This is a genomic window from Bremerella sp. JC817, from assembly GCF_040718835.1.
Taxonomy (GTDB): domain Bacteria; phylum Planctomycetota; class Planctomycetia; order Pirellulales; family Pirellulaceae; genus Bremerella.
Window position 1 is genome coordinate 54,507 of sequence record NZ_JBFEFG010000253.1, and the last position, 13,432, is coordinate 67,938.

11 protein-coding genes are annotated in these 13,432 nt (G+C 56.9%); 6 read left to right on the top strand and 5 right to left on the bottom strand.

All coding sequences use genetic code 11. The features are described 5' to 3' along the window. Positions 1 to 74: 74 nt before the first annotated feature. Positions 75 to 1,529, bottom strand: a complete 1,455-nt coding sequence (locus tag AB1L30_RS04115; protein ID WP_367012126.1) for an NADH:flavin oxidoreductase — start codon at positions 1,527 to 1,529, stop codon at positions 75 to 77. Between the two features lie 7 nt (positions 1,530 to 1,536). Continuing rightward, entirely contained in the window at positions 1,537 to 3,828 is a 2,292-nt protein-coding gene (locus AB1L30_RS04120) for a UvrD-helicase domain-containing protein (RefSeq protein ID WP_367012128.1), read from the bottom strand. A 257-nt stretch (positions 3,829 to 4,085) separates the two neighbouring features. Between AB1L30_RS04120 and AB1L30_RS04125 the strand changes: the two genes are divergently transcribed. Next, complete coding sequence (locus AB1L30_RS04125; RefSeq protein ID WP_345094961.1) at positions 4,086 to 4,370, top strand: DNA-directed RNA polymerase subunit alpha C-terminal domain-containing protein; 285 nt, start codon at positions 4,086 to 4,088, stop codon at positions 4,368 to 4,370. A gap of 52 nt (positions 4,371 to 4,422) precedes the next feature. Here the strand turns inward: AB1L30_RS04125 and AB1L30_RS04130 are convergent, their stop codons facing one another. Then, a complete protein-coding gene (locus tag AB1L30_RS04130) occupies positions 4,423 to 5,691 on the bottom strand; it encodes a PQQ-binding-like beta-propeller repeat protein (RefSeq protein ID WP_367012129.1) in 1,269 nt (422 codons plus the stop codon). A gap of 162 nt (positions 5,692 to 5,853) precedes the next feature. Between AB1L30_RS04130 and AB1L30_RS04135 the strand changes: the two genes are divergently transcribed. The 5 genes from AB1L30_RS04135 to polX all read left to right on the top strand — a co-directional run bounded on the left by AB1L30_RS04135 (position 5,854) and on the right by polX (position 11,476). Continuing rightward, entirely contained in the window at positions 5,854 to 7,167 is a 1,314-nt protein-coding gene (locus AB1L30_RS04135; protein ID WP_367012130.1) for a hypothetical protein, read from the top strand. Further along, complete coding sequence (locus AB1L30_RS04140) at positions 7,164 to 7,601, top strand: hypothetical protein (RefSeq protein ID WP_345094956.1); 438 nt, start codon at positions 7,164 to 7,166, stop codon at positions 7,599 to 7,601. Before AB1L30_RS04135 ends, AB1L30_RS04140 begins: the two co-directional genes overlap by 4 nt. After that, positions 7,588 to 8,205 carry a hypothetical protein gene (locus tag AB1L30_RS04145; RefSeq protein WP_367012132.1) on the top strand — a complete coding sequence of 206 codons (618 nt, stop codon included), beginning with the start codon at positions 7,588 to 7,590 and terminating at the stop codon, positions 8,203 to 8,205. Before AB1L30_RS04140 ends, AB1L30_RS04145 begins: the two co-directional genes overlap by 14 nt. A gap of 234 nt (positions 8,206 to 8,439) precedes the next feature. After that, the gene (locus tag AB1L30_RS04150; protein ID WP_367012134.1) at positions 8,440 to 9,597 is read left to right on the top strand and encodes a hypothetical protein; all 1,158 of its coding nucleotides are present in this window, start codon (positions 8,440 to 8,442) and stop codon (positions 9,595 to 9,597) included. Positions 9,598 to 9,742: 145 nt separating this feature from the next. Next, positions 9,743 to 11,476 carry a DNA polymerase/3'-5' exonuclease PolX gene (gene polX / locus AB1L30_RS04155; RefSeq protein WP_367012135.1) on the top strand — a complete coding sequence of 578 codons (1,734 nt, stop codon included), beginning with the start codon at positions 9,743 to 9,745 and terminating at the stop codon, positions 11,474 to 11,476. On the opposite strand, the gene AB1L30_RS04160 is transcribed toward polX, so the two are convergent. Further along, positions 11,473 to 12,381: a sugar phosphate isomerase/epimerase family protein gene (locus AB1L30_RS04160; RefSeq protein WP_367012136.1), complete on the bottom strand. Its 909-nt coding sequence runs from the start codon at positions 12,379 to 12,381 to the stop codon at positions 11,473 to 11,475. The genes polX and AB1L30_RS04160 overlap by 4 nt on opposite strands. Before the next feature lie 47 nt (positions 12,382 to 12,428). After that, positions 12,429 to 13,421, bottom strand: coding sequence for a hypothetical protein (locus AB1L30_RS04165; protein ID WP_367012138.1), 993 nt, complete (start codon positions 13,419 to 13,421; stop codon positions 12,429 to 12,431). Between the last annotated feature and the right edge of the window lie 11 nt (positions 13,422 to 13,432).

Genomic DNA, 13,432 nt, shown 5'->3' on the forward strand with positions numbered 1-13,432 from the left:
CCTTCGGCCGGGTTGAAACCACGAAAAAGACGAGGCCGTGAAGGGAGACCTCGTGCAAGTTTGCTTGGGGTGGCTTATTTCGCCGCAGCCGACTTCGCTTCTTTTAGCTGCTGGGCTTCGGGCATCTGCTTATAGAACGGATCGAGCGGGTAGCATCCCGAGACGATCCCGTTACGTGGTGCCGATGTGCAATCGCTAAACGTGCGACAGATCTTTTTGCGGGCCATGGTGCCTTCTTCCAGCGTTGCCTGGGGAAGCTCCGGCAGCGACAACACCATGCGTCCCAAGCCAACACTGTCGACCCAGCCTGCGCGAACGACGGCCTGAGAAACGTGCGGAAGGTATTCCTGCAGATAGGTATATCCGGTACCAACTATCATCATTTCCGGCACGGCCCTCTTCACGTCGCGAACCGCTTCGATCTGACGAACGACACCGACCAATGGATCTTCCGGTGGTGGATAGCCGTCGCTTGGCGGGAAGATCGCCGGGCGTTGGATGTGGGGATTGTAGTAGGGACTGCCTGCTGAAAGATTCACCGAGAAGACGCCTGCGTCGTGCAGCAAGCGGATCAAGCGAATCGGTTCGTCGAGATCCATTTCCAGCGGGTTCTCGGGATTCACCCCGAACCCAAACTGATACGGCAGCAGGTCATCGAAGTTGACCGGCTCGCCTGCTTCTAGGCCCGCATGGAAAGGAATCATGTCGAACACACTCAGGCGAACGCCAATCTGCAGGCCAGGGCATTCCTGCTGAATGCGACGAATGATCGTCAGCAGAAGTCGCGTGCGTCCTTCAAAGTCGCCGCCGAACTCACCTTCGCGAGTACGGGCACTCAAAAACTCGTGCAGCAAATAGCCGTGGCAGCTCTTCACGTCGACGAAGTGGAAGCCGAGCTGCTGGGCGATCTTGGCCGACTGAACGTAGTTATCGATCAGTTCGTGAAGCTGTTCGTCGGTCCAAATCGCACTGTCATCGTCGGCATCGATTCCGACACGGCTGTCAAGGATTGGATGGTGGAAGGCGATCCGCGGCTCGGCAACCGTTTTCACATTCGGTCGGCTGAAACGGCCAGAGTGTGTTAGTTGCAGGCCGATCATCAAATCGGAAGGCTCGCCGATTTCATCGCGATGCGTGTTGACTAACGCGTCGTACAGCTTCTCAAGGCCGAAGCGATTCGACTCGGTACCCAGGGTTTGATTCGGATTGGCTCGACCATCGGCCTGAACGGCAGCTGCTTCGCCACCCCAGATCAGCTTCGCACCACTGCGACCGAAGTTCTCCCAGCGGCGGATTGTCAGTTCGGAAGGGGAGCCATCCCGATTTGCGTCCCAGCCTTCCATCGGGTGAATACACCAGCGGTTGCCCATGGTGAATCCGCCAGCTTCCAGCGATTCGGCCATCGGCGAACCAGCTTCCCGGGTGAGGATCTCGTCATCGCAGGGCAAACTCAAACCCAGCTCGGACAGGCGGTCTCGGAACGTTTCGACCGTTTTCAACTGGGCGACTTTAACGAAGCGATTACTCATTCAATACTCACGAGGTAGAGGCAGGACGAAGCTCGGAAAAGGCAAGGACGAATTTCTTTTGTTCGCCGGTAACAAACTGAACGGTCGCGGTGCGTTTCGCCCCTTCGCCGCTCATCGAAACGATCTTGCCCAATCCGTAAGTCGGATGCAGTACCGCCATCGATTGATGAAATTTGTCGGGGTTCAGCTTAGGGCGAGCCGACCCAGGGCCTTTCACCATATCGGCCGCGGTCATCAGCATTTTAGACGGAAGCGAGTCTGGTACGCTTGGCACGTCTTCCGAAAAATCGCCCGATTCGCAAGTCTGGTCAAAGTCGTCCTCAGGAATCTCGTGGACATCTTCCCAGTCTTGGGTGGGGGGCGTGTACCGGCCAAGGGCAGCCTGGAAGTCCATCTCCTCGCGAGGCAACTCGAACAGAAACTTGCTGGGGACTGTCATCATGCGGCGACCTCGGAAGTCGCGTTGGTTCGCCGTGCTCAGCTCGAGTTCTTCCTGGGCTCGCGTAATGCCGACGAACATCAAGCGGCGTTCTTCTTCCAGTTGCGCGTCGGAATCTTTCGAGCGTTCATGCGGGAGTAGTCCCTCTTCGATCGCCACCATGAAGACCCACGGAAACTCGAGGCCTTTCGCCGCGTGCAGCGTCATCATTGTGACTCGGTCGAGTTCCGTATCGAACTGGTCGGTTTCGTTAACGAGTGCTTTGTCTTCAAGATAACGCTCGAGCGTGCCATCTTCGGGATGTTGGTAGTCGAATTCCCGAGCCGACGAAAGAAGTTCGTCGATGTTTTCCAATCGCGACACATCCTCTTCATCGTCCGAGTTTTCGTACTGAGCCCGATAACCCGTTTCGGTGAGCACCGCTCCGAGAATGTCTTCAACCGGTTCGTTGATCTTCAGCGAGATTCGATCGAACAAGGCGACAAACTTGGCGACCGCCACGGCGGCTCGCTTGTTCAGCGAATCGATCATGCCTGCTTCACGGGCCGCGTCCATCATCGAGATGCCATGGTCCAACGCATGGACCTGAAGCTTGAGGATCGTCGATTTACCTATGCCGCGTGTCGGCGTGTTCACCACTCGCGTGAAGGCCACATCGTCGCGCGGATTGTTGATCAGCATGGCGTAGGCAAGCACGTCCTTGATTTCTTTTCGTTGATAGAACTCGACCCCGCTCACGATCATGTACGGAATGCCTTGCTGTCGCAGAGCCTCTTCGTAAGAACGTGAAAGAGCGTTCACTCGATAGAAGATCGCGAAATCTCGCGGGCGTCGTTTGCCCTGGGCAACCTGGGTGGCGATTCGCGTGGCGATCGCGTGCGATTCTTCGTGACTGTTGGTATACGTCAGCAAGCGGACCGGTTGGCCTGCGGGGCGTTCGGTAAAAAGCGACTTCTTCTTCCGGCGTTTGTTGTGTTCGATCAAGTGATCGGCGACCGTCAGAATGTTCGGTGTACTACGGAAGTTCTGTTCCAGCCGCACGACTTTGACATGCTCAAAGTCTTTCTCGAATCCGAGGATGTTGTTGAGGTTCGCCCCACGCCAGCCATAGATCGATTGGTCAGGGTCGCCCGTCACACCGAGGTTGGGATATTGCTGCGAGAGCGATCGAACCAACAGATACTGGACCAGGTTCGTGTCCTGGTATTCGTCGACCAGGATATAGCGGAAACGCTCATCGAGGGCCGCGCGAAGTTCGGGATTCTCTTGCAACATCTGGGCGACCAGCATCAGCATGTCGTCGAAGTCGACGGCATTGGCAGCACGGAGTTGCCGTTGATATTCCGGGTAGACGTCGCGCACGATCGAACTGATCGCGTTGGCGGAATTCGCTTCGTACCGCTCGGGCAGAATCATGTTGTTCTTCGCCCAACTGATCGCTTTGGCAATCTTCTCTGGCGTGGCGTGCGAAGTCGAAATCTCTTCCTTCTGCAGCGATCGTTTCAAGATCTGGATCGAGTCCGAGGTGTCGTAGATCGTGTAGTTTGGTTCGAGCCCGACGAGGTTCGAGTAGGCCCGTAGCAAGCGTGCGCAGAAGCGGTGAAACGTACTGACCCAGACGGTACTGTCCGGATTTAAACGCTCGACCCGCGACCGCATTTCTTCGGCGGCTTTGTTCGTGAACGTGAGCGCGACGATCTGTGATGAATAGACCCCGTTTCGCAGCATATTGGCAATGCGATGCGTCACAACACGGGTCTTACCACTGCCAGGGCCAGCGAGAACGAGAAGGGGCCCGTCGATGTGGGCCACGGCCTCGCGCTGAGGAGCCGTCAGGCCATCAAAAAGGTAATCGGTCATCCATCAACCTGTGAAACGCGATGCTAGCGAGACGCCTTAATTTAGGTTCGCTAGCACCGTTGGCGTAGTTTCCGTAAATTTTTCCGAAACTGGTATTCAATTCTAAAGAAATGAGTATAGTAAACCCCACGGCGAAACGAGACCCTCGGCGCAGACCCTGAAATGAGATTCGGGGGTCGAGGCTTCGCTGACCAACGCAGCTCTAGGGACGAGCAGCGAACACTTCACTTTTACATCTTGCGATAGGGAGGGAACCCATGCCACGTATTCCTCTGAATGCGGCGGACCAACAACACGATGACCTGTTGGCAAAGCTGGAAATGAGTACTGCGGAAATCGGTCTGACCGTCCGTACTACAAATTGCCTTGAGGAAAAGGGCATCTTCACCGTTCGCGATCTGCTTAATTGCACACCCGCCGATCTGTTGAGTATCTCCAACTTCGGCGAAAAGACCCTCGACGAGGTCTACGCGGCGCTGGAAGGCGTCGGGTTCTATCGTCATACCCGTCAACTGGCTCGCGCAACGGCCGCTGCTGTTTAACGAGTACCTACCTGGTTGCCTCCTTGGGCAACATGGCACTTCCGCCTGGCGCTTAGGGCTCGGAAGGCTTGCCAATCTGAAAACAGCGAACGGGTCCCCCCCGCGTTCCCGTTTCGCGAACCAGCAAATATCCACCGCTCAGCGCGGGCAACGCCCGAACGATGTCGTTGCTCGCGCGAAAGCGGCTGATCTCGCTGAACTTCTTCGGCTCGGGACGAAACAGGATCGCAGTTCCTTCGTTCGTCACCGCAATCAGTTTGCCATCGGCATACAGCAAATGGGCTGTGCCTAGATTGCTCTCTTGCCACATCACCTTGCCGGTCGCCAGTTCGACGCAGCGGAGTTCCGGCCGACCGAGGTCTTCTCGGCCATGGATTCCATACAAGTAACCATCGACCAGGACCGGTGTGTTATACTGGCTCGAAAGTGTGTCGTCGTTTTCCCAGATCGGTTTGAACTGGTTCTTGTCCAGCTCGACTAACTTCGCACCGACGCCATAGCTGGAAGTCACGAACAGTTTGTCGCCACTGACGATCGGTGTCGCGGCGTTCACGGTCGGTCCCCGGGCACCAAATGGAAAGCCATACAAAACGCTGCCCGTAAACGGATCGACCACAACTGTTTGCATCCGCGTGACAAAAACGGCATAAGGTCGACCTGCGATCGACGCCATGACCGGTGACGAATAGCTGGCCGCATCGTCGGTTGCTCTCCATTGGAACTGGCCATCGGCAAGTCTCACCGCGACAATCCCGGCACCATTACGGCCGCCGACATTTACCATCACGGTTTTATCATAAACGATCGGCGTACTGCCAAAGCCAAAGTAACCATCCGGAGCTCCGAACTGCCCGGCCAGGTCGACTTCCCACTTCAGTTTGCCCGATTGACGATCAACGCTCCGCAAGATGCCTGCCGCACCAAACACGATGACTGAATCTTCCGTCACGACAGGCACACAGCGTGGTCCATCGTCCGGATTGATCGAAGGCTGATACGAGGCCCGCATATCGCGAGCCCAGATTTTCTTGCCCGTTTTCAGTTCGACCGCTTCCAGTAATTCCGAGGCCGCCTCGCGATGAAAAAGGTAAACCACACCATCTGAGATTGCCGGTCCAGCGTAGCCGGTGCCTAGATTGCGTTTCCAAACCTCTTGCGGACCACGATCGGGCCATTCGTCTAGCAGGCTTTCGTCCTGGGCGTGACCATTTCGGTCAGGGCCTAGAATTTGCGGCCAATCCCCCGCGCGAGCGACATCTGCCAGGGGAAGCAGGCAAAGGATGGTGCTCAGAAGTTTCCAACAGAATCGAGGGGTTTTCATGAGAGAATCCTGGGGGGCGTTGGTGCCGCGAAGTGCCGAATTCATTTATATTTAGCATGGTATCGCGCCAGCCCGGTCGAGGCCAATCGGCCGGGATCGAGGGGAAGTGCATTTTTGGTTGGTTGGAATCGTCCTTTGCGGCGGATAGTCTGAAAACGCTGTATGCCACGCTGGTTTCGCATCTGGGAAAAGAAACGCGGTTCGCGCCGTACGGTCTCGCGCGTCGTCGCGACCGTGGGCGAGACGTTTTTCTTTTCGGCGCTCTTCTTTTTCGGCGTGATCTTCACGGCGATGACGGTGGCGTCGACGGTGCTGCAAACCTGGCCGATCCGCTCGATGTTCCCGGAAGTCGCTTACGTCGAAGGGGAATGCACCATTCTGGAAACCCGCGTCGTGGTGACCGGAACCGACGAGTACCCACACTACGAACCAGAAGCCCTCGTTCAGTTGGAACTGCCTGATCGCCAGTTCCGGGCATGGACACTGCGTCGCTCCCCAATCAGCTACACCACGCAGCAAGCAGGCTGGGACCGACTCAACGGCTACGAGCCTGGCTGGATCTATCCTTGCTGGTACGATCCCGACAGCCCAGGACAAAGCCTGGTGCTTGAGCGAACGCCTGCCTACGGCTTGTGGGTCATCTTCCTGGTGCTTAACTCATTCATCGTGATTGGCGGGATCGGTTTGATTTATACGCTGCTGTTGATGGGGACTTCGGTCGAACGTCGCAGCGCGATTGCCAATAAAGCGAAGACGATCGAACTGCTGAAGGACTCGATGCCTTCCGCCAACTTTCCATCGATCCCCAACGATGCAAACCTGACTAACAGCCCTGGGGTGCGATTGGCGTTTCGCTTGCCGATTGAAGTCTCACCAGGTTGGTGGCTGCTGGCGACGTTGATCTTCAGTCTGCTTTGGAGCGGCATGGCAGGCGTCTTTTTTATCGCCGCGCTGGGCAAGCACCTTTCCGGGAAGCCGGATTGGCTGCTGACCATAATCTCACTTCCGACCATCGGTATTGCATTGGCGGCAATCTATCAGTTTCTGCATGAGGTCACCGCGCACACACGAGTTGGCCCGACCGGTTTGGAAATTTCGAGCCATCCCCTTTATCCTGGTAAAGAGTACCGCGTCTTCGTGACGCAAGCCGGAAAGATGAAGGTCAAGCGTTTGCGGATCATGTTGATCTGCGAAGAAGCCGCGACCTTCCTGCAGGGGACGGACGTCCGTAGCGAGTCGCGACGAGTGATCGACCAGATGGTTGCCACCGCGCGCGGATTTGAGATTAAACCAGGGATGCCTTTCGAGGCGGACTATCAGCTGAAAGTCCCGGAAGGTTCAATGCATAGCTTCAAGTCGGATCACAACGCGATTCATTGGAAGCTGCTCGTGCAGATCGATGCCGAGCAGATGCCTCAATTGACGCGCAGTTTTCCGATTGTCGTTTACCCGGCAGAATTGGAGCTGGCCCGATGACCGAACCGAAAATCGAAATCACGCTCGATCGGCCCAGTCGTGCTTACTTGCCGGACGAGGAACTGGTGGCCAGCTTCGAGATCAGTGGCATTCGACCTGCGGATGTGCAAGCGATCGAAGCGTCGGTGCTTTGGTACACCGAAGGAACCGGCGAAGAAGATCTCGCCACGCACGACTTCCGTCGCCTGCTTCCACTTGATCGGAACGACGCCGACCTGACCAAGAAGCGAAAGTTTCAGACACGCTTGCCGCGCAGCCCGCTTTCGTATCAAGGGCTGATCGTCAAGATTCGCTGGGCGATTCGGGTCCGCGTTTTCATGCAGCAGGGAAGGGAATACATGGCAGAAGTTCCCTTCCGTTTGGGCGAACTCGAACCGGTCGTCCCGGCTCAAACGCAGCGATCTGGAAGGAACCGTGCCGATGATGCAGCGTAATCCGTTTTCAACGCGATTCACTCGCCCCGGCAGCCTGCCGTTTCTGTTTCCCAAGGGAAGCTCGATCGATCGATTGGTGGCTCGATTTGAAGCGACCGGGTACCAAGGAGCAATCGTCGGTCCACATGGCAGCGGCAAGTCGACCCTGCTCGAAACGCTGCATTTGCGGTGGTCGAAAATGGGCATCACCGAGCAACGTGTCCGACTGACAGCATCGCAAAAGTGCCAGACGATCGAATGGAATACGCTTGGGCCTGATTCGATCCTGGTGATCGATGGCTTCGAGCAGCTATCGTTCTGGCGGCAACGATGGATCCGCTGGCGCTGTCGGCGACAACGTTCGCGATTGCTGGTGACATGCCACGCACCCTGTGGGATTTCGGTCGTACTGCGTACGCAAGCCGATTGGGAACTGGCTCGAACGCTGGCAGGCGTACTACTGGAAAGGGACGCAACGGCTTACGAAAACGAGTTGCGCAAGATCTGGGACGAGCAGCCCGGCGATATTCGGGCCTATTTCTTCCGGTTGTATCACTGGTGCGAGTCACAACGAATCTATCAGCCGATGGGCGATAGCTATCCCCCGCAAAGTTTGCCTGTCTGAAACGGATTGGCTGATCGCTATCTGCTTCGTGCTTGCGATTTCTTCGCCAGATAATCCCGAAGGCGACCTCTCGTGTCGAACTTGGGTAAATCTACTGGATTTTTCCTGTTCTGGCTCATGGCTGTGATCTATTCTTCACCGTCCCATTTAGTCAACACGAGGCAGGAAGCCCGAATTTGGAGGATCGACGGACCGACGACCTGATGCGTTTCCAACCGGAAGGATCGTTCCCGGATGACTGCTTCGCCACTCAAAACCGTATTCACCTGGCTGGTATGCGGGCTGCTTGCCTTCAATAACCCTGGCACCGTCCAAGCTTGCTGGCTGACCGACTGGATGTGGGGCACGAGCGAGGAATATCCTGTCGCTCCACCGGTCATCACGACGAACTACCCGGTTTATCCAGCAACCGTTCAGGCCAACTACCAGCCATCGGTCGTTGGTTCGTGCCCGCCACCTGCTGGCGTGACCACGGCCGGTTATGCACCGCAAATGAACTACAACTCGCAGTATCTGCGGGTTCCTACGACCGTCTATCGCCCGGTTCCTGTTTATCAAAACAACTCGGCCGGTGTGCCAGTTGTTGGATATCAGGGCTGCACCACGACTCGCTACCAGGTCCAACGCACGCCAGCTCCTGGCTATGCTGCTGCCCCGGTCGGTTCAAGCTGTGGTTGTGCTTCGGCAGGCTATAACGCTCCGGTTGCTCCGGCACCGGGCGCGACGATCACCCAGCCAGCTCCAGGCAACTGGGTGCCACGCACCGATCAGCAGGTTCCGCAAACTTACGCTCCGCCGCAGACCTACCAGCCGCAACCGCAGCCTCAGGTCATCCAGCAGCCTGCTCCAACGACTCCGTCGTATGGTGCTGGCGGTTCGCTCTACTCGGAGCCGCCTCCGTCGACGGTTCCTGGTCCTTCGCGTTTCAACTTGGGTCCTACGACTCAGCCACAAACGACCGATCCGGCCAACAATCGGCCTTCGCTGCGACCTGAAATGGAAGGTCCGGCACTGAACAGCTCGAGCGGTGCTTCGTATCAGGCTCCGGCAACTACCATGCCGCCGGTCAACCGCTACATTCCTCAGGGAGTCACCAGCCAGCGGCCAACCGCGACGACGGCAACACCTTCGTCGACGGCCCCGGCAGGCAGCGGTAACTATCAGGTGACTCCAGTGACACCGATTCCAGACCCACAGTTCTCGACTTCCGGACCAAGCAACGAGGCACCTCGCCTGCTTGATCCTCGCGACAAGACGGCTGGTCTCGATCTGCGTGGTACGATCATCCCGGTCGGTTACGAAATGGCTTCGCAGCCTCCACGTAACTCGTATCGTCTGCCAACCGCTTCGATCCAGTCGAACAACGACGGCTGGCACTCGAAGGGCAAATAACGCCGTGCGATGACGAACAGTCTCGCATGTGAGGGGCCTCGAATGAGGCCCCTTTTTTTATGCGCTAGTCGGGGGAGTTGATCGAAACGAATGGCAACCGGTACGCTGGAAGCGGACACCCGTTTATCTTCGAGTCGCAATCGCCATGAACAATGCACAAATCGCCGCCAAGTTTGAAATGTTGGCGGACCTGTTGGAATTCCAGGGAGCCAACTCCTTTCGTATTCGAGCCTACCGCAATGCGGCTCGCACGATTGAAAGCCTCTCGCAGCAGATCAGCGACATCATCGAAGATGGTTCGCAGAAACTGACCGACCTGGAAGGCATTGGCAAAGATCTCGCCGAGAAGTGCCAGGGGTTGGTCGAGACCGGCAAGCTTCCGCAGCTGGAAGAATTGCAAAAGAAGATTCCTCAGTCGGTGCTCGCCATGCTGCGGATCCCAGGGCTGGGGCCGAAGAAGGCGGCGGTTATCTACAAAGAACTCGGTATCGCTACGCTCGACGAACTCAAGCAGGCCTGCATCGAAGAGCGAGTCCGCGCGTTAAAAGGCTTCGGAGCGAAGACCGAGCAGACGATCCTCAATGGCATCGACCTCGCCGCGACCGCCGAAGACCGCGTCTTCTGGGCTCGCGCCGATCAACTCGTACAAAGACTGCGAAAGCACTTGGAAAGTGTGGACGGGGTCGAGCAGCTAAGCTTCGCCGGAAGTTATCGTCGTGGTAAAGAGACCGTCGGCGATATCGATATTCTGACGGTCGCTGACTCGCCGACTGCGGCGATGGATCGACTGGGCGAGTTCCCTGATCTCGACGAAGTGATTGCCCGCGGCGAAACGAAGATGTCGATCCGCCTGGTCAATAACATGCAGGTCGATCTGCGTGTGGTACCAGCCAAGAGCTATGGTGCCGCACTGCAGTACTTCACCGGATCGAAAGAACACAACGTCAAAGTGCGTGGCATTGCCAAGCAGTTGGGGATGAAGATCAACGAGTACGGCGTCTTCAAAATTGAAGAGGACGGCAGCGAGACCTACCTGGCTGGCGAAACTGAGAAAGACGTTTACGCCGCGCTTGACTTGCCTTGGTTTCCGCCGGAACTACGAGAGAACCGCGAAGAATTTAAGCTGGCTGAGACAGGCTTTCCAGAATTGATCACCGTGGAAGACATCGTCGGCGATATGCATATGCATACCGACGCAACTGACGGGCTAAACACCCTGGAAGAGATGATCGAGGCCGCGATCGCCAAGGGGTACCAGTACATCGCGATCACCGATCACTCGAAACGTGTCAGCATGGCGAATGGTTTGGACGCCGAGCGCCTTTTAGCCCAGTGGAAAGAAATCGACAAGCTACGCAGCAAGTACGAAGGGAAGATCGAAGTCCTCAAAGGGCTGGAATGCGACATCCTCGAACAGGGCGGCATGGATTTGCCAGATGAAGTGCTGGAGCAGGGGGATTGGATCATCGCCAGCGTCCACTATGGCCAGAACCAGCCAAAGCAGCAGATTACCGATCGGATTATCGGGGCTCTCGAAAATCCCAATATTGCCATCGTCGCTCATCCGACCGGACGTCTGATCAACAAACGCGAAGCGTACGAAGTGGATCTCGAGGCGGTGTTCCAATGCGCGAAAGAGAATCGCAAGTTCGTTGAGCTGAACGCGAACCCGGCCCGGCTCGATCTGAACGATATTCAATGCCACGCCGCCAAATTGCGTGGCATCCCGATCGGTATCAATAGCGACGCGCACAAGATCGACGGACTCGACGTGATGCGTTATGGAATGATGCAGGCACGTCGAGCAGGATTGACCAAGCAAGATGTGGTGAACACCAAGCCTTGGAAAGAGATCCGTAAGCTTCTGGGACGCGACTAAGCCATCGCTTCCCGCAGGACCTTGATGAACTCGGGACAGGCCTCGCGTGGGTTTTCGTCTTCTTCGTATTCGAGGACAACGAACCCTCGATAGTTGGCGGCCGAGAGGATCTCGAAGACGCGGCGGAAGTCGGTCGGCACTTTCTTTTTGTCAGGCCCCGACACGACCACTTTGATCTGGGCATTCAAGGCGTAAGGAGCGACCTGAGCGAGTTCGCCGTAGATGTCGTCACTGTGGAAATTGCCCGAGTCGAGGTTCACGCCAAACCAGGGACTATCGACCGCGTTGACCAACTTCAGCAAGCCTTCCGCGGTGGCGGTTGGTCCGCCGTGGTTTTCCAGGGCGAGAAACACGCCGTGCTGGCCAGCGTATTCGCAAACTTCCGTCAGGCCTTCCACCATCAGGTCGTGTGTTTCTTCCGCCGAAACGCCTTTCTTCTGATGGCCTGCGAAGACACGAATTACCGGGGCGGTCAGCTTGGCGGCATTTTCGATCCAGGTCTTGGTCAACGCGATCTGTTCGTCTCGCTTCTCACCGGGAGGATGACCAAAATCATTCCCGATCGCCGTGCCAGAGACCGTCAGACCTTGGCGAAAAGCGTGAGCCTTCAGGTCGTACAAATAGTCGGCAGTCACATCCTTGGGGAAGTAGTACGAAGTCAGCTCGGTCCCGTCGAGCTGCATCTTGGCACAGTCGTCGATGAACGTCTTGAGGGTGACGCCGGAGTTCGGATCCTGCAGCAGCTTGCGATAGCTGTACGCGGCCAGGCTGAGCTTGAACTTTGGAGCCGAGCGATTCGGGATGGGCTCGGCGGCGGTGGCCTGATGCCCCAGCATGCCTGCGGCGGCAAGACTCGATGTCGCGGCAAGCCAGTGACGGCGCGTGAGGGTACGGTCGTTTTCCATCGACGAGGCTCCTGGCAGGTTGTTTGAGCAGGGGAGGGGAAGGGACGCTAAACGCCAGCCTGGGCAGGTTTCGGCGTCGCTTGTGTTTTCGCGGTCACCTCGGCAGGCTCGGTCGCAGGCGTCAAAACTTCCCACGGAGCGAATGCCAGGCTGAGGCCAATCATCAGGATAGCAAATTCCCAGTGCCCAGTAACTAGTCCCAGCCCCAGCCAGTGCAGGGTCGCCAAAACCGTCAAAAGGGGCCGCCAGATCTTAAACCAGATCAGCAGTCCAAAGGCGAGTTCGAAGAACACCACCAGATGGGTCCAGCCGAACACGAACATTCGCAGGTTCTTGTCACGCAGGAAGGTGAGATCGATCAGCCGCGTATCAGGCTGGGCAATCATCCACCACATCGCTTCGCCGTTCCACCAGACCATTCCGCCGAGCTTGCTCAGACCCATCATCAGGTAGAAGGCCGAAACGTGGATCTGAATCAAGCGGATCGCAATGTTTGCGGCGTACGAAAGTGGAATCGGCTGCGTGTCTCCTTTGCGGCGACGAAGCCAGGCATCGACCGAGTAATACGCACCGCACGGAGCCAGGCACAAATACAACATCACCGGGCAGAGCAGTGGCTCGATCAACCCGGTTAGCATTGGGGCCCGTTCGGCATACGACAGGACGAAGATGGTCGCCACGATCGTCGAGATGCGCGTTTGAAAACCAGTTAAGAACGCCACAATCGACAGCAAACCAATCGCATGCAGCACATACAGATGCAGCGGCGTATGGGCCAGGTAGAACAGCGACCAATGGCGAACCGCGGCGGAAGGATCGTCGGCACCGGTCAGGCGATAGGTGCGATCGATGGGCAGCACGCCACCGTCGGAAAACCAGATTGCCAGTTCCGAAGTGAACGACAACGCATAGATCAACGCGACCGCGCCGACCACGATACGGACAACGCTGACCGTTTGCGGACTGTCAGGACGAAACCAGAATCGATCCCAACCGCCGGTGACCGATTCGCAAAGTCGATTGAAGTAGGCGCCAACCACGCGTTGAATTC

Bases quoted from the DNA above. Each gene is read 5' to 3' on its own strand.
- AB1L30_RS04145 (WP_367012132.1), top strand. From the start codon at position 7,588: ATGATGCAGCGTAATCCGTTTTCAACGCGATTCACTCGCCCCGGCAGC.
- polX (WP_367012135.1), top strand. From the start codon at position 9,743: ATGAACAATGCACAAATCGCCGCCAAGTTTGAAATGTTGGCGGACCTG.
- AB1L30_RS04140 (WP_345094956.1), top strand. From the start codon at position 7,164: ATGACCGAACCGAAAATCGAAATCACGCTCGATCGGCCCAGTCGTGCT.
- AB1L30_RS04115 (WP_367012126.1), bottom strand. From the start codon at position 1,529: ATGAGTAATCGCTTCGTTAAAGTCGCCCAGTTGAAAACGGTCGAAACG.
- AB1L30_RS04135 (WP_367012130.1), top strand. From the start codon at position 5,854: ATGCCACGCTGGTTTCGCATCTGGGAAAAGAAACGCGGTTCGCGCCGT.
- AB1L30_RS04130 (WP_367012129.1), bottom strand. From the start codon at position 5,691: ATGAAAACCCCTCGATTCTGTTGGAAACTTCTGAGCACCATCCTTTGC.
- AB1L30_RS04125 (WP_345094961.1), top strand. From the start codon at position 4,086: ATGCCACGTATTCCTCTGAATGCGGCGGACCAACAACACGATGACCTG.
- AB1L30_RS04120 (WP_367012128.1), bottom strand. From the start codon at position 3,828: ATGACCGATTACCTTTTTGATGGCCTGACGGCTCCTCAGCGCGAGGCC.
- AB1L30_RS04160 (WP_367012136.1), bottom strand. From the start codon at position 12,381: ATGGAAAACGACCGTACCCTCACGCGCCGTCACTGGCTTGCCGCGACA.
- AB1L30_RS04150 (WP_367012134.1), top strand. From the start codon at position 8,440: ATGACTGCTTCGCCACTCAAAACCGTATTCACCTGGCTGGTATGCGGG.